Source organism: Cupriavidus sp. 05L411 (assembly GCF_056398045.1).
In genome coordinates this window covers 253,331-268,775 of record NZ_JBFTOQ010000005.1, presented here as the reverse complement: position 1 = coordinate 268,775, position 15,445 = coordinate 253,331, and the positions used below count along the sequence as shown (strand labels likewise).

The 15,445-nt window shown below is 65.2% G+C and carries 12 protein-coding genes; 9 read left to right on the top strand and 3 right to left on the bottom strand.

What is annotated here, in order from left to right; all coding sequences use genetic code 11:
* Positions 1-150: 150 nt before the first annotated feature.
* From AC1DQR_RS08150 to AC1DQR_RS08140, 3 genes are all read right to left on the bottom strand, one after another.
* Complete coding sequence (locus AC1DQR_RS08150) at positions 151-2,439, bottom strand: TonB-dependent receptor (protein ID WP_477132862.1); 2,289 nt, start codon at positions 2,437-2,439, stop codon at positions 151-153.
* 158 nt (positions 2,440-2,597) lie between these two features.
* The gene (locus tag AC1DQR_RS08145; protein ID WP_477132861.1) at positions 2,598-4,265 is read right to left on the bottom strand and encodes a ShlB/FhaC/HecB family hemolysin secretion/activation protein; all 1,668 of its coding nucleotides are present in this window, start codon (positions 4,263-4,265) and stop codon (positions 2,598-2,600) included.
* Positions 4,266-4,464: 199 nt separating this feature from the next.
* A complete protein-coding gene (locus tag AC1DQR_RS08140; protein WP_477132860.1) occupies positions 4,465-5,943 on the bottom strand; it encodes a collagen-like triple helix repeat-containing protein in 1,479 nt (492 codons plus the stop codon).
* Positions 5,944-6,645: 702 nt separating this feature from the next.
* Here AC1DQR_RS08140 and AC1DQR_RS08135 point away from each other — a divergent pair.
* From AC1DQR_RS08135 to AC1DQR_RS08095, 9 genes are all read left to right on the top strand, one after another.
* Complete coding sequence (locus AC1DQR_RS08135) at positions 6,646-7,821, top strand: collagen-like triple helix repeat-containing protein (protein WP_477132859.1); 1,176 nt, start codon at positions 6,646-6,648, stop codon at positions 7,819-7,821.
* Between the two features lie 358 nt (positions 7,822-8,179).
* On the top strand, positions 8,180-8,368 hold the full coding sequence (locus AC1DQR_RS08130; RefSeq protein WP_477132858.1) for a Flp family type IVb pilin: 189 nt from the start codon (positions 8,180-8,182) through the stop codon (positions 8,366-8,368).
* Entirely contained in the window at positions 8,369-8,881 is a 513-nt protein-coding gene (locus AC1DQR_RS08125; RefSeq protein ID WP_477132857.1) for a prepilin peptidase, read from the top strand.
* Positions 8,882-8,968: 87 nt separating this feature from the next.
* Positions 8,969-9,433: a TadE/TadG family type IV pilus assembly protein gene (locus tag AC1DQR_RS08120; RefSeq protein WP_416051499.1), complete on the top strand. Its 465-nt coding sequence runs from the start codon at positions 8,969-8,971 to the stop codon at positions 9,431-9,433.
* Between the two features lie 82 nt (positions 9,434-9,515).
* Complete coding sequence (gene cpaB, locus AC1DQR_RS08115; protein ID WP_477132856.1) at positions 9,516-10,487, top strand: Flp pilus assembly protein CpaB; 972 nt, start codon at positions 9,516-9,518, stop codon at positions 10,485-10,487.
* Positions 10,488-10,584: 97 nt separating this feature from the next.
* Positions 10,585-11,946: a type II and III secretion system protein family protein gene (locus AC1DQR_RS08110; protein WP_416051501.1), complete on the top strand. Its 1,362-nt coding sequence runs from the start codon at positions 10,585-10,587 to the stop codon at positions 11,944-11,946.
* 38 nt (positions 11,947-11,984) lie between these two features.
* Positions 11,985-13,202: a CpaE/TadZ family protein gene (locus AC1DQR_RS08105; RefSeq protein WP_477132876.1), complete on the top strand. Its 1,218-nt coding sequence runs from the start codon at positions 11,985-11,987 to the stop codon at positions 13,200-13,202.
* Position 13,203: 1 nt separating this feature from the next.
* A complete protein-coding gene (locus tag AC1DQR_RS08100; RefSeq protein WP_150991529.1) occupies positions 13,204-14,520 on the top strand; it encodes a TadA family conjugal transfer-associated ATPase in 1,317 nt (438 codons plus the stop codon).
* Positions 14,513-15,439, top strand: coding sequence for a type II secretion system F family protein (locus AC1DQR_RS08095; RefSeq protein WP_477132855.1), 927 nt, complete (start codon positions 14,513-14,515; stop codon positions 15,437-15,439). Before AC1DQR_RS08100 ends, AC1DQR_RS08095 begins: the two co-directional genes overlap by 8 nt.
* Positions 15,440-15,445 lie beyond the last annotated feature (6 nt).

Genomic DNA, 15,445 nt, shown 5'->3' with positions numbered 1-15,445 from the left:
AGAGGAATTATCATTTGTGTTTCATATGTCAGTCAAGACATACATCCATAGCGTCTGTAGCGAAAACGTTACATTTTGGAATTCGCGGTATGGGAATACATGCCGTGGCACGTGCGGCTCCCGCGTGCCACGGCGGCGACAAACCTCGGCTCAGTAGCGCAGGTTGACGTTGAAAACGGCGGCGCGCCCGGGCGCGATCGATGCGTAGTGCGCCGGGTAGGCTTGGTTGTAATAGACCTTGTCGGCGAGGTTCATCACGTTGAGCTGCAGCGTCACGTTCTTGTTCAGCTTGTAGGCCGCCATGGCGTCGAAGCGCCAGTAGGACGGCACCCAGTTGTTACGGGCCTCGCTGCCCCACACCTTGGAGACGTAGTAAGCGCCGCCGCCCACCGTGAGATTGGGGAGGAACTGGTAGGTGCTCCACAGGCTGAAGCTATCTGACGGCGTGTTGGGGAATGAGTGGCCGTTGGATGCGCCGAAGGCCGCGCCGGATCCGCCGTTGTTGCGCAGTTCGCTCTTCAGGTGGGTGTAGCCGCCAAAGACAGCCCACTGGTCCGTCACGTTGCCGGAGAAGCCGAGCTCGATGCCGTCCACGCGCTTGTTGCCCACCATGGCCGCGAGGCCGTCTTCCAGGATGATGCGCGCATTGGTGGTTTCCACGCGGAAGATGGCAGCCGTCAAGGCCAGGCGCTTGCGCAGCACGTCCCACTTGGTGCCGAGCTCGATGCTGCGGTTCTTTTCCGGAGACAACGCGGAGCCCGCGCTGGTCGGCGCGATCCCGCTCGGCTCGCTGCCCTGGCCGACCACGGCGCCGGCTGGCGTGGACGAGGTGCCGTAGGATAAGTAGACACTGGCGTTTTCCACCGGCTTGTAGACCACGCCGACCTGATAGTTGAAGAGGTTGTCGTCACGCGTATGCGTGCTGCGCGGGCCCGCGCCACCGTTGGCGCGGGCGGTCTGCACTTCGCCGCGGTAGTGGTCGAAGCGCAATCCCGCATTCAACATCCACTGCTTGCTGAGTTCGATCGAGTCGAAGGCATAGACCGATGCGGTCGTGGCCGTGTGATTGGTCGGGTTGTAGTTGCGGGCGATCCGGCCGCTCCAGGGGTCATGCGGGTCGGGGTTGTACAGCGTGGTGCAGTTGTAGCCGCTGGCCGCGCCCGGGCCGCTTGGGCAGCGGTTGTTGCCGGTGGCGACCGTGTAGCCGTCGTTCTCGCTTTTCTCGCGAGAGAATTCCACGCCGAACGCGTACTTGTGCTTGATGGCCCCGGTGAGGAACTCGCCCGACAAGTCGGTCTGGTTGGCCTGCGTAGTCGAGATGCCGTGGCGCTGGTTGGTCCGGCGCCAGACCATGTCGTAGTAGATGTTGCCATTGAAGCTGCCGTCCGGGCGCGTCCACAGGTAGTCCTGCTTGGTGCGCCCGATGCGCGTCTGGTTGCGGAACTTGAGCGCCTGGCTGAAATCGTGCTCGAAGCGGATGGTGGCGACATCGGCGCTGTCTTTGCGGAAATCGCGGTCGACCAGGCCGTAGTAGGTGTTGCGCGGCAGCTTGAGCGGTGAGCCGTCGCCGGGCAGCCGTGCACGCGGCCGGCCATCGGTGCGCGGGACGAAGTTCGGGTTGTTGTAGGGCATGCCGGTGTCGGGCAGCCCATTCGTCTCCATGTAGTAGTAGGACAGCGTCAGCCGGGTCGGGCCACCAAGGCCAAGGGCGACGGACGGGGCAAAGCCCCAGCGCTCTTGATGCGCGCTGTCGCGCCCGGGCACGCCCGCATCCTGGAACATGGCGTTGAAACGCGCCGCGGCGTGGCCGCTGAACTGCCAGTTGGCGTCGGCGGTACCGCGCTTGTAGCTGGCATTGCCCACGCCGAGATTGCCTTCGGCGAAGCTGCCCAGCTTGGGCGACTTGCTGACGATGTTGATGCTGCCGCCCGCCGAGCCGCGTCCGTCGTAGGCGCCGGCCGGCCCTTTGGTGACCTCGACCGACTCGATGTTGAACATCTCGCGCGATTGCGCGCCGATGTCGCGCATGCCATCCAGGAAGGTGCTGGCCTGCGCATCGTAGCCACGGATAAACGGACGGTCGCCAACCGGGTTGCCGCCTTCGCCCGCGCCAAATGCAATGCCGGGCACGGTGCGCAGCGCCTCGGTGAGGCTGGTGGAGGCGGTGCTCTGGATCAGTTCCTGCGGGATCACCGTGATGGACCTGGGCGTATCCAGCAAGGCGCCAGGCGTTTTGATCGAGGAGGTGCCGTCGGTCTTGAACGGGTTCGGGGCCGAGCCGCTGACGACGACTGCGGGCAGCTCCACCGCCGCCACCTTGGTGCTTCCCGCGGTCTGGGCAGCCGTTGGCGCGGCCGCGATAGCCACGCCAACGGCGCCTGTCAGGTGCGGGATGGCGCTGAGTTTCTTCTTGGTCCTGATGACGAGGGCGCTTTGCATGATTCTCCGACGGCTGCGGTTGGTAATGAATGCAAACAATTATCATTTGCATCAACGCCGCAGAAATTCGGAAAAATCTGCAAAGCTAAGTGGAAAATTCCCAAAGACGCTTCGTCTTTGCCGTCCAATCGCTACCGACTCGCCACCTGCGCCGTCACCTATTCAAACTGATACGAGTACGTTGCGTTCAGGCGCGGTGACCGGCGCGCGGCATTGGTCGGCTTGTCGCCAACCGGCTGCGCCACCGAGACATCCAGCGTGTAGTAGCGCCGGTCCGAGAAGCGCAGGCCGATGGCCACCGACTGCAGCGTGCGGTGCACCAGCGACAAACTGTTCGAGTACACGCGCGCCATGTCTGTCAGCACGTAAGGCTGCACGGTCTTCAGGTAGGTCAGGCCAGGCGTAAAGAGGCGGTTGATCTCAGCCGACGCGCCCCAGCCCTTGTCGCCCGCCACCTCGCCCGCCGGATAGCCTAGCCCGAAGAAGCGGCCACCAAAGCTGATCTGCTCGCTCGACGCCAGGCGCTGCCCGCTGTACTGGCCTGCGGCGGACACTGCTACGCCGAAGCCCCAGGGCAAGTCGGTGGCCTGCGACACCACCAGCCGGCTGCGCACGAAGTCCAGGTCGTTGACGTTGTTCTCACGGCTCGCGCCGAGCGCGTTCATGCCTTTGTAGACGCCTAGCGTGGCGCTGCGGGTCTGGCCCTCCTGCCGCTGCACGTAGGCGAGTTCCGCGCTCAGCACGCGCACATGCGTGGTCAGCGCGATCTGGCTGCCCGTGCCCGACTGCGTATAGCGCTCGAACTGGTCGTTGGCATAGAGGCCGCCGGTAGCCGTGAGCGAGTGCGCGTTGTTGAGGATCACCGGATAGCTGAGCGTGCCGCCGAGGCGCTTGGTGTCGTTCACGTAGCGCGTATCGAAACCAATCTGCGCCAGCGTGCCGTTTTGCGGCACGCCACGGTAATGCGAGGCGCTCAGGCGAGCCATCATGCCCTCGGTGCCGATCGGCTGGCCGTAGCTGGCGACGTAGTATTCCTCGTGGTCCGGGCCCCGGGGCGCCAGCGCGGAGACCGATATCTGTTCGCCCAGCGGCGTCAGGCTGTTGGTGGTGGCGGTGAAGATGCCACGCACGCTCGGATCCTTGTAATCCAGGCCCATGCCAAACGTAAAGGGCTTGCGCTTGACCTCGAGCACCATCTCGCAGGCGCCGTCCGTGGTCTGCGGCGGCTGCACGGTCGCGGCCACCTGCATGCCGGGCTGCAGCGCCAGCACGTTGACGTAATGCTCGAAGGTCTCGCGGCGCAGCGGCTGGTCCTGCATCAATTGCTCTGCAATGGCGCGCAGGCGGCCTTCGGCCGGGCCCGCTTCGCCGCGGATCGTGATGGTGGAAACATGGCCCTCCACCACGGTGACCAGCACATTGCCATTCTCGAAGCTCTGCGTAGGGACAAAGGCGAAGGACAGCGGAAAGCCGCGTTGCTGGTACATCTGGGTGACTTCATTCGCCACCGCCAGCAGCTGGCCCACCGTGATTTCCTTGCCGGCCAACGGTGCGAACTTGGCTGCGATTTCCGCGAATGGGATCGCCTTCACGCCTTCGATCTGGAATCGCTGCGGCGTGAGCTTGCTGGTGAGCAGGTTTTGCAGCGCGGAGTCCGGCCGTTCGACCTGCACGGAGACATTGCTCTGCGGCGGGCGCGCGGGCGCGATGCTCGGCAAGGTTTGCGTGGGATCGCCCAGGATCGGGCTGCGTGGCTCCGCAAGGACACTGTTGCAGGCGCCAATGCCGAGCAGCAACGTGGCGACACGCAGGTGTGTGTGCGTCATGGTAATACCCCTGGATCCGTAAAAATCAGCATGCGGCTTTAACGCGCTGTGCCAATGACGCCAGGGGTGCCGCTACCCTTGGCGCTGCTGCGTGGCCGATCGCGTTCTCTTTTAAAAGGGGGCGCGTCGAACGCGCCCCCTTTTTTAATTCTTACATGCAGGCGCATGAAGCGCGAAGCATGTATTGCCTGCTTGACACTTAGCGCTTGCCGCCGAGGCCGCCCAGCAGGCCACTCACGAGGCCGGTAACCGGCGCCAGTGCGTTGTTGCCCGAGCCGCTGCCGCTGCCGCTGCTGCTGCTTGCGCCATTGCCGCCGGTGACGCCAGCGACGATGCCGGTAACCGGTGCGAGCGCATTGCCTGCGCCGCCACCCGAGGCAGCGCCAGCTGCGCCGGCGACCGTGCTCACCACGCCGCTGACCAGGTTGGTGACAGGCGCGAGCGGGCTGCTTGCGCTACCACCGCCCAGGCCGCCAGTGAGCCCACCGGTCAAGCCGCTGACCAGGTTGGTGACAGGCGCCAGCGGGCCGCTTGCGTTGCTACCGCCCAGGCCGCCGGTGAGCCCGCCCGTCAGGCCGCTGACGAGGTTGGTGACAGGCGCCAGCGGGCCGCTTGCGCTGCCACCCGTCAGGCCACCAGTCAGTCCACCCGTGAGGCCGCCCAGCAGGCTCGTGACCGGCGCCAGCGGGTTGCCCGCACCCGTGCCGCTCGGGTTGTAGACCACGCCGCCAAGCGCGGCCACCGTGCTGCCCGCACCGGCGACGATGCCGCCCACGCCCGATACCACCGGCGTGTTGGTCTGCTTGATCGTGTTGCCCGCCGTGGCCAGGCCGCCGCCAAGCGTCGCCAGGAGATTGTTGACCGGAGCACCCAGACCGGTTGCCGCGCCGAGCGTCTGCGTGGTGCTGGTGAGTTGCGAGGTGAGCGGCACGATGAGCTTGCTGACGCCGCCGGTGAGCTGCTCCACGGGGCCGGTCGAGAGGGCCGCGCCGAGCTGGGCGCCCGCGCCATTGACCGCTGTGCCGACTTGCGAAACCAGTGAACCCACCGGCGTGGTGACGGCAGCCAGGGGCGACAGCGGACCGCTGCCCAGGCCGCTGACGAGCGCGCCGGCATTGGTCACGGCATTGCCCACCTGGCTGACCACGCCGCCGGTGCTTGCCACCGTGGTGCCGAGCGGATTGGTGGCATTAGGGATGTTGCCCAGGCCGTTTTGCACGCCGTTGCCCAGGGTGCTGACCGCGGCGCCGAGCGAGCCGACCACGCCGCCCAGGCCGTCCTTGGATTGGGTCGAGAGAATCGGCAGGTTGGTGTTCTTGATCTGCGTGCCGAGGTCGCTCACGACGTTGCCAGCCGAGGTCACGATGCCACCCGCCTGATCGACGATCTTGCTGGTCGGTGTCAGCGCGGCCGTGTTGCCACCGTTATTGCCGCCATTGTTGCCACCGTTGTTCCCACCGGAATTGCCGCCGTTGCTGCCACCGCCCGTGCCGGCGTTGGTGCCGCCACCGGTACCAACGCCGCTGCTGCCGGTGGTGCCTGCGCTGGTACCGCCGCCATTGCTGGTGCCCGCACCACTGCCGGTATCCATGGACGTTGTGCCGCCACCGCTGGCGCAACCGCCGAGTGCCAACAGCGAGCCGAGCAGTGCCGTGATGAGAATCTGTTGAGTACGCATGACCTTTTCCTTTTTTTCTTCCCGTCGTGAAATCACGGAGCGCGTGGCGCATGCCGTGTTGTCACTGCATTGCGCAAAGGGTGTGCCAGTGCGTGCCAGCATGTCGCCGGCGCGCGCGCGGGCGCCGGACAAAAACGCGCCAAGCCTTGCCACGCTTGGGTTTGAAGAGGATGAGACATAGCCGGGAAAGGACCAGACATGAGCGCGCTGTGCGGTGTTTCGGTGTTACGCGTTACGTAACGCCGTGGCGCCCATAGGGAACAACGCGGACTTGTTCCCTGCGCCGCGGCCGCATGCCGCCGTGTCGGCGGCGTGTGGGCAGACGGCGCGTGTGCAGTTGGGCATCGGGAACATCGAGGGGGGAACACGTTACGTAGCACGTAACACGCAGCGCGGCATGGGGCCGCCTTGTTGTGCAACGCGACGCGCGACTTGCCCATGCTCGCCATCCCGCGTCAAACAACGGTTTGCGCGGCGGCGCCAGCAGTGATGGACTGCCTTGCCAACAGCGTGGCATGCAGGTGGCACGCAGCTTGCGGTATTGACTCCCGACAAGCGCGGCGCACAGCGCGGCGCGGCGCAAACGCCCTCGTCGTATTGCGGTATTGCGTTCCGCGCTCAAGGCTTCGCATGCATCGTCCAAGAGCCAATTCGATTGCAGTTCCAAAGGAGAACCTTCCGCGAGGAAGACCAGGAGATCCCATGAAAGCGCATTTCGCCCCGATTTCATCCATGACCCTCGCCTGTGCCGCCGCACTGTTGCTGCTGGCAGGTTGCTCCTCAGGCGGCTCCGGCAGCGGCGCCAGCCCCAGCGCCGTCACGCCAACCACGCCCCCTCCGAACACGCCGGCTGCGACGCCCGACACCACGCCCACCGCCAAGGTCACTGAAGGCGTGGGCAATACGGTGGTGGCAGCGGGCAATGCGGTGAGCGATATCGGCAAGCAGATCCAGGCTGCGCAAGTGCCGCTGCTGCCTGATGCCACGCGCAACGCGCTCGGTGGCGTAGTGGTAAACGCCGGTAACACGGTAGGCGCGCTAGGCGTGGGTGTGCGCGACGGCCTTGGCACGATGGGCGCCGTCACCGATCCGCTTGGCATCACCGTGTCCAGCACGGGCAACGTGGTGCAGAAAGCCGGCGTCACGGTATCGAGCGCGGGCGATCTCGTGAGCAGCCTCGGCACCGGGCAACTGGCGCCGCTAGGTGCGGTGACCTCGCCGGTGGGCGGCCTGGTCAATCAGGTTGGCGGCGCGGTGACGACGGCCGGCGGCAAGCTCGGCGAGGCGCTCTCGACCGGCCCCGTGGCGCAAGTCACCGGCAGCGTGAGCAAGGTGATCGTGCCGCTGACCACGCAGGTCACTACCGTTACGCAAACGGTTGGCGGAGCCACCGGCCTTGGCGCGCCGCTGGACAAGCTGCTGGCAACCCTTGGTAACTCCGTGGCCAGCGGCGGCAGCCTGCTGACCAATACCCAGGCCCCGTTGGTCTCCAGCCTCGGCGGTGTCGTGACCGAAGCCGGCAAGACCGTCGCGGGGACCGGCGTGCTGGTGCACGGCAACGGCACCGGCGGCAATCCGCTCGGCGGGTTGCTCAACAACCTGCCGCTGGGCGGCATTGCGGGCGGCTCCAGTTCGGGCACGGGCGCAGGCACAGCAGGCGTGCTGGCACCCGTGACCGGCTTGCTTGCGGGCGTGACGGGTGGTGCTTCCGCGGGCACTGGCACCGCCGGCGCGATCGGGCCGCTGGCCGGTTTGCTGGCACCTGTGACGGGCGTGCTGAGCGGCGCGCGCAACGCCGCAGCGGGCGCGGCTGCGACGACATCGAGCACGCCAAACACGCCGGGGCTGACCAATCTGCTCGGCGGCCTGGCTCGTTGATTGTTGATCTGAGTACGTCGAGTACGTCGAATAAGTCTTTACGGTGCGCAGTCGTCCTTACCCCGCGGCTGCGCATCCTTTTACATCACGCCGCGCCACATGGCTCACCCGAACGGGTGTGGTACTTGACGCGATTAGAACGTTTGCTCTTTAAAAAGACACTGTTTTCAAACGGACGTCAGCCATTATGCTGAGACAACTATAACTCCAAGGGGGGGTATGGTTGATACATGGCTTTGATCTATAAATTCTTCACCAGCGTTACTGCTCGGTACTAGCCTGGCCACAAGAGCGAGGCGGTATCGGAGGGGTAAGCGGACGCTGCGTGATGGAATAAATCAAAAAACGGAGTGACATCATGAAAAACGCTTTGGCACGCTTTCTTCGGGACGAACAAGGAGCAACTGCAATCGAGTATGGGTTGATTGCAGGACTCATTTCTCTGGCTATTGTCACCGCAGCCGGCACACTAGGCACCGAAATCGGTGGCATGCTCGGTCGCTTGACCACGCAAGTGAAGAGTATTCTTCCTGCATCCGGCACCTAAGTGTTAGCCCTAATTGCCGCGCTTCTCTGCGCGGCAATCATCTGGACCGATTTCGCTTATCGCAAAGTACCCAATGCCGTGCTGGTTGCCACGATCGTGGCAATCGGCCTGGCGCTTGCGTTCGGGCCGGCTTCTGAGCCTGTGCCTGGGCTGGGTTCGCGGCTGCTCGGCTTTCTGGTGGGCCTGCTGGTCATGTTGCCGGTTTATGCTCTCGGCCGCATGGGCGCGGGCGACATCAAGTTCTTCGCCGTCACAGGTTTGTTCACTGGCCCCATGGGGCTGGTGACAGTATGGGTCGTCGGCAGCCTGCTGGCGCTTGCGCATGCTTTGCTGGTGCGCATGCAAGCCGGCACGGTCTGGGCTGTATGGCGAGACCATTTCGCAAGCTTGCTGCAGCGAGGCGGCGGCATGAGCGTCCCTGGCGCGGCGCGCCATACAGCGGAGGAGCGCGGCATTCCGTACGCCGCGTACCTAGCGATCGGCTTGTTGGTCTGGATGATTCTGGGAAGGTAGCTGCCGCGCGGGCGAGGGGCTGTTAGCCAACCGCCTGTCGCCCGCGCCACCGGTCGGCGCAAAAAGTAAAAGATAACCGGGTGAAGTATGCCATTGCGGGGAAACCACGCCGTGCGGACGCGCTCGTCCGGAACGGCTGCGCTTGAATTTGCCATCGTGCTGCCGGTCTTTCTGGCCGTCGTGATCGGCATTGTCTATTTCGGCATCGTGCTGGCCTTGCAGCAGACCCTGACGCTTGCCGCGGAAGAAGGCGCGCGTGCAGCCCTGCGTTATCCCAGCGGGGCATCGGCCAATAACGCCGCCGCCACGCAGGCCTTGCGGGTGAGTGCGGCTTCGACGACAGCGCTGGCTGTGCTCCCTGCCTCCATCAGCAGCGTCATTTCCACCGCCAATATTGCCCAAGTTGTTTCCTGCGCCAATCCGAGCGGCTCGGTCTGCGTCAGGGTAACGCTGAACCTTCCCTCAAGCGAGATCTTGCCGGTCATACCTGGGGTACCCATTCCCACAACGCTGACTGGCAGCGCGACGGTGCAACTGGCGCCAGACACATGAGGATCTGCCCACGCCACGAGCGGACGCCGTTTGTCGATATGTGCCTAAGCCAGATTCCATTTATCCAAACCAGAGATTTAGCATGACCAGCAAACAGATCCGCGTGCTTGCCATCGCGCTGCTCGTCCTTGCCGCGTTGCTGGCGCTGCTCGCGTGGCGCGTGGCGCGTACGCCGGCCAAACCAGCGGAGCCCGTGGCGGGAAGCGCGCAGTCGTATCCGGTGGTGGTCACGGTGAAGCCGATTGAAGCCGGCAAGCCAGTCCCCGTCGACGCGCTCAAGGTAGAGCAGTTACCCATCAATCCGGCGGGGGCCTACACCGAGGTGGCCCGCGTGGCTGGCCAGGTGCCGCTGGTTGGCATCGGCGCGAACGTGCCGGTACTCGAAAGCCAGCTGCTGGCGGGTCTTGCCACTCAGGTGAAAGAGGGCGAGCGCGCGGTGGCGGTTGCGGTCGATGAAGTGATTGGCGTTGGTAATCAGGTGCAGCCGGGCGACTTTGTCGATGTGTTCGCTGTGTTCCGCCGCGATGGCCAGGAGATCGCAGGCAGCCAGGCGCGCATGCTGCTCGCGCGCCTGCGCGTGCTGGCCTATGGCGCGGGGACGGTCAATGAAACCGCCAAGCCTGCGCCCGAGCAAATGATGGCGCGCCGCGAAGGCGAGAAGACTGCCGTGCTGGCAGTGCCGGTGGCCAACGTCGGCAAGCTGGCTATCGCACAGCAAACCGGGCGCCTGTTGCTGGCCCTGCGCAATCCCGACGATCCGGATGTTCCCACCGAAGGCTTGTTTGAGGATCCTGCACCGGTCATGCAGGCAAAGGCGCAGGCAAAAGGCGGGGCGCCTGCCACAGCGCTGGCGCCATCCGATCGCGCTATGGCAGGTGTTGCGCTGACAGGGATCGCAGGCGGGGCACGGGGTGACGCGCTTCCTGCCAAGGCGGCGCCATCGCCTGTCCAGACACCCCCAGCCGTCGCGCAGCGCGCCCATGGCGCGGGCGCGAGCAGCGTCGCGCAAAATAGTGTTGAGATGATCCGCGGCGGCAAGCGCGAGATCGAATGAAGCCAGCAACGCCGCCGCGGTCGATGCATGCCTCGTGCACGCCCGCCGGATTGCATTTGGATTGGTGTTTTCAGTGTTACTTCTGGATAGTCGATTGATGAAATCCATTCTTGCCGGGGCCGCCACCATCATGGCCGTCTGCTGCACCGTCCCCGCGGCGTGGGCGCAGCAGGCCGACGGCGGCGTGCGTGATCTGAAGCTGGTGGTGGGTAGCCAGCGTGAGCTACGTCTGAACAAGCCACTTGAACGCGTGGCGATCGGCAATCCTGCCGTGGCGGATGCGTTGCTGCTAAAGAGCGGCTCGGGTGCCAACGGCGTGCTGGTGGTGGCCAAGAAGCCCGGCGCTACCGAGCTGATGGTTTGGCCGCGTGGCGAAGCCGCGCAAACCTACCGGGTGCAGGTGGATGCGACGCGAGGCGAGCCCGGCGATCCCGATGTGGCAGTGTCGGGCGGCGGCGCTTTGATCAGCGGGGAGGCGCGCGATGCGCAGGCTTCGCTGCGCGCGCAACTGGCAGCGCGCTCGGCCACCGCTACCGCCGAAGGCAAGGGTGGTGTGGTGATCGATCGCTCCACGATTCCGGTCAGCAGCACGGTGCAGGTCGACGTCAAGGTGGTCGAGATCAGCAAGACCGTGCTCAAGGAGGTGGGGTTCAATTTCTACCGGAACAATGGCGGCTTCGCCTTTGGCACGTTCTCCCCGTCGTCGCTGAACAAGTTCACTTTCACACCGCGAACGGACTCCGCGCCGGGTTCGTTCAGTGCCGACATCAGCTCGCCGATGAGCAGTGCCTTCAATCTTGTCGCGGCGTCATTCTCGCGCGGGATCTTCGCCAACCTGAGCCTGCTTGAGAGCAATGGCATGGCGCGGGTGCTGGCCGAGCCGAGCCTGGTGGCGCTGTCCGGGCAGAGCGCGAGCTTTCTTGCCGGCGGGGAGATCCCGATCCCGGTGCCGCAGGCACTCGGCACGACCACCATCCAGTTCAAGCCCTTCGGCATTGGCCTGACCGTGACGCCCACCGTGCTAGCCAAGGATCGCATTGCCTTGAAGGTGGCGCCTGAAGCCAGTGATCTCGATCCGTCACGCGGCATATCGATCAACGGTGCCATGGTGCCTGCCATCGTGACCCGCCGCGCCGACACCACGGTGGAACTCGGCGATGGGGAGAGCTTCGTGATTGGCGGGCTGGTCAGCCGTACCACGGTCAGCAACGTCAACAAGGTGCCTTTCCTCGGCGACCTGCCGATCATCGGCACCTTCTTTCGCAACCTGAACTTCAACCAGGAAGACCGCGAGCTGATGATCGTGGTCACGCCGCGCCTGGTGCGCCCGCTCGCCAAGGGCGCGGCGGCCGTGGCCGCGGTCAGCGAGGATGGGCGCACCAGCAGCAACCCGAATGTGTGGGGCCGGTACGTGCTTGGCGAATACGTCGATCCGACGCTGCCAGGGTTTTCAAAATGACATTGGGCAAGCAGGACGACGGCGCAAGGCAGGGTCAGATGGACTTCTTCCTGTTCAATACCGCACAGCCGGAGCCGCGCCAATGGCTGGCCAACGCGCTCGGCAACCTGGGCCGGCTGGTCGTCGAGGCTGGCCCGCAGGATGCCTTTGTGGAGCAGATCGCCACAGTCAATCCCGGCATGGTCTTCCTGCATTTTTCGCGGGAGCAGGCGCTGGCATCAAGCCGGCTGGCCGAGCACGTGACGAAGCTGTACCCGGGGCTGCCGCTGGTGGCGGTGGGCAACGCGGGCGAGCCGGACATCATGCTGGCGGCGCTGCGGGCTGGCGCCAAAGATTTCATCGACATGACCGCGCCGCCGGCTGGCGCGATCGAGATCGTGCGCCGGCTGCTGGCGGTGCGCGGCCACGCGGAGCCGGCGCGCCGGGGCAAGGTCGTGGCGGTGCTTGGCGCGCGCGTGGGCGTGGGTGCCACAACGCTGGCTACCAACCTCGCGGCGGCGGTGCGCAAGCGCAGCCATGGCGAAGTGCTGCTGATGGACCTGGGGCTGCCGTCGCGCGACGGCTCGTTGTACATGAACATCAGCCCCGGCTTTCACTTTGTCGAAGGCGTACGCAACCTGCGGCGCTTCGATCAGGTCTTCGTGCAGACCGCGCTGGCGCGCCACGGCAATGGCGTGGCCGTGTTGCCGTTGCCGGCCACGCTGGCGGAGATGCGGGATATCTCGTTTATGGAGGCGCTTGGGCTGCTGAATCGCCTGCGCGCCTTTTTTGACCTGCAGGTGGTGGACCTGGGCGGCTTTAGCAATGTCGACTTCATGGCACACCTGGTCAAGGCCGCCGACATGGTGGTGATGGTGGTGGACCAGAGCGTGGGCGCCATCGTCTCGGCCGCGGAGTTGCTCCAGGAGTTGAAGAAGCGCGAGGTGGAGCGCGAGGACCTGCACTTGCTGGTCTCGCGTTTCGAGGCGCGCCTGGGCGTGGATGCCCAGCAGATTGCGCAGCGCCTGGAGGCGCCATCGGTCGGCACCTTGCCCGACCGGCGCGAGCCGCTGGTGCTGGCGCTCAACCGTGGCGTGGTGCTGGCCGATGACAGCCCCGCCGATCCCTATGTCCGTGCCATTGGCCAGTTGGTGGATCGGCTGGGATACCGTGCCGGCACTGCAAGCGAAGCTGGCTTGCTGGGCCGGGTAAAAGAAAAACTGCCCGAAGCGCTACGCGCCATGCGCGTGATACGCGCTGAGCGGGCTGGGAACTGACATGTCGCAAGCCATCGAATTCTCCGATAACTCCGCCGCGCCTTTTCCTGCTTCGCAGGAATTCCAGAACATCAAGGAAGCGGCCCATGAGCATCTGCTCACCCGCATTGAGGAGCTGGGCGCGGAGTTCGGCCGCTGGTCGCGCACCGCGATCAACCGCTTTGTCGACCTGGAACTGGAGAGCTTCACGCGGCTGCGCCGCATCCCCATCAACGAGGCCGAGCTGCATCAGATCGCCGAGGCGCTGACCAAGGAGCTGGCGGGCTTCGGCCCGATCGAGGACCTGCTCAACGACCCGGCGGTGGAAGACATCCTGGTCAATGGGCACCTGGACGTCTACGTCTCCCGGCACGGTGTGCTGGAGCGCATTCCCGTGCGCTTTGCCGATAGCGGGCATCTGCTGCGCATCGTGCGCCGCATCCTGGCGCCGATCGGCCGGCGGCTGGATGAGTCCAATCCCATGGTCGACGCACGCCTGCCGGATGGCGGGCGCATCAATGTGGTGATTCCCCCGCTGGCGCTGGCCGGACCGGTGGTGTCGATCCGCAAGTTCCGCAAGGACCCGCTGACGCCCGCGGACCTGCAAGGCCTGGGCACCATGAGCCCCGAGGTCAACGAACTGCTCGAGGCCGCCGTAAAGGCCCGCTGCAATATCCTTGTCAGCGGCGGCACCAGCTCGGGCAAGACATCGCTGCTCAATGCGCTGGCCACCTATGTGCCCGACGGCGAGCGCGTGATCACCATCGAGGACACGGCGGAACTGGCGCTTAACCATCCGCACGTGGTGCGGCTGGAGAGCCGCCCTGGCGGCTTCGAAGGCACGGGCGTGGTGTCGATCCGCGACCTGCTGCGCAACAGCCTGCGGATGCGGCCCGACCGCATCATCGTGGGCGAGGTGCGCGGCGGAGAGGTGCTGGAAATGCTGCAGGCCATGAGCACGGGGCACGATGGCTCCATGGGCACCATCCACTCGAGCAGCCCGCGCGAGTGCCTGTACCGCCTGGAGATGCTGGCCGGCTTTGCCGGCTTCCAGGGCAGCGAGGCCAGCCTGCGCCGGCAGATTGCCAATGCGATTGACTTTATCGTGCAGATCGGCCGGCTCTCCAACGGCAAGCGCCGCATCCTCTCGATCACGGAAGTCACCGGCCTTGGCGACAACATCATCTCGACCCAGGAGCTGTTCCGCCACGAGCCGTTCGTCGGCCCCGACGGCAATGAGGTAGACCGCTGGCTCTCGCTTGGCATCTTGCCGCATTCGCCCAAGCTGGCGCGCATGCGCCCGACCAACTTTGGCCTGGACGACCGCTTCGATGTCTAGCGCGGCGCTGGTCGTTGCGGCGGCCGCTCTCGTTTTGCTGGGACTGGGCCTGCTGCTGCTGTCCAGCGCCAAGGCGCGCGCGCAGGAAGAGAGCGCACGCGCGTTCTTGCAAGCGCAGACCGAGCAGGTCAAGGCACGCTATGCGGCTACGCCGGAGCCGCAAGCCGGCAAGAAGCAGCACGACATGCGGCGCAAGTGGGCGGATTTCCTGCGCCGTGCGGACCTGGCGCCGACGCGGCGCACTTATGCGCTGTGGGGTGGTTCCATCATCGGCTTAGGGCTGGTGGGTGTTGCCATGGGCGGCTGGCTGGCTGCATTGGCTGCGCTGTCAATCGGGGTGGCGATCCTTTATTTCATGCTCTGGAACCGAGCCCGTCGTAACGGGCAGAGACTTCGCCAGCAGTTGCCGTCGTTTCTCGATGCGGTAGTCCGGATGATGAGCATCGGCAGCAGCGTGCCTTCGGCCTTTCAGGCTGCCATCGGCAATATCGAGGCGCCATTGCGCCAGTGCCTGGTACAGGCCATCCACTTGCAGCGCGCAGGCATGGAGCTGGATCAGGCGGTCTTGCAGGTCGCGCGAATCTATCAGGTTGACGAACTGATGCTGCTGTCTTCCGTGCTACGTCTCGCGGTGCGCTACGGCGGCCGCGCGGACATTGTCATGGAGCGTACCGCCGCCTTCATGCGAGACCGCCAGCAAGCGCAACAGGAACTGCATGCGCTGTCGTCCGAGACGCGGTTGTCGGCCTGGGTGCTTGGCTTGCTGCCGATGGTGGTGGCCGGGATGATGTTTGTGATGAATGCCGCCTACATCATGATGATGTGGCGCGACCCGACCGGCAAGACGCTATTGCTGGTTGCGGTGATGCTGGAAGTGATGGGGGCGGCCATGCTCTATCGCCTGGCCAAATCGGTATAGGAACAA

Coding starts and splice junctions, on each gene's coding strand:
- AC1DQR_RS08105 (WP_477132876.1), top strand. CDS start 11,985: ATGGACTTCTTCCTGTTCAATACCGCACAGCCGGAGCCGCGCCAATGG.
- AC1DQR_RS08130 (WP_477132858.1), top strand. CDS start 8,180: ATGAAAAACGCTTTGGCACGCTTTCTTCGGGACGAACAAGGAGCAACT.
- AC1DQR_RS08100 (WP_150991529.1), top strand. CDS start 13,204: ATGTCGCAAGCCATCGAATTCTCCGATAACTCCGCCGCGCCTTTTCCT.
- cpaB (WP_477132856.1), top strand. CDS start 9,516: ATGACCAGCAAACAGATCCGCGTGCTTGCCATCGCGCTGCTCGTCCTT.
- AC1DQR_RS08135 (WP_477132859.1), top strand. CDS start 6,646: ATGAAAGCGCATTTCGCCCCGATTTCATCCATGACCCTCGCCTGTGCC.
- AC1DQR_RS08145 (WP_477132861.1), bottom strand. CDS start 4,265: ATGACGCACACACACCTGCGTGTCGCCACGTTGCTGCTCGGCATTGGC.
- AC1DQR_RS08140 (WP_477132860.1), bottom strand. CDS start 5,943: ATGCGTACTCAACAGATTCTCATCACGGCACTGCTCGGCTCGCTGTTG.
- AC1DQR_RS08110 (WP_416051501.1), top strand. CDS start 10,585: ATGAAATCCATTCTTGCCGGGGCCGCCACCATCATGGCCGTCTGCTGC.
- AC1DQR_RS08095 (WP_477132855.1), top strand. CDS start 14,513: ATGTCTAGCGCGGCGCTGGTCGTTGCGGCGGCCGCTCTCGTTTTGCTG.
- AC1DQR_RS08120 (WP_416051499.1), top strand. CDS start 8,969: ATGCCATTGCGGGGAAACCACGCCGTGCGGACGCGCTCGTCCGGAACG.
- AC1DQR_RS08150 (WP_477132862.1), bottom strand. CDS start 2,439: ATGCAAAGCGCCCTCGTCATCAGGACCAAGAAGAAACTCAGCGCCATC.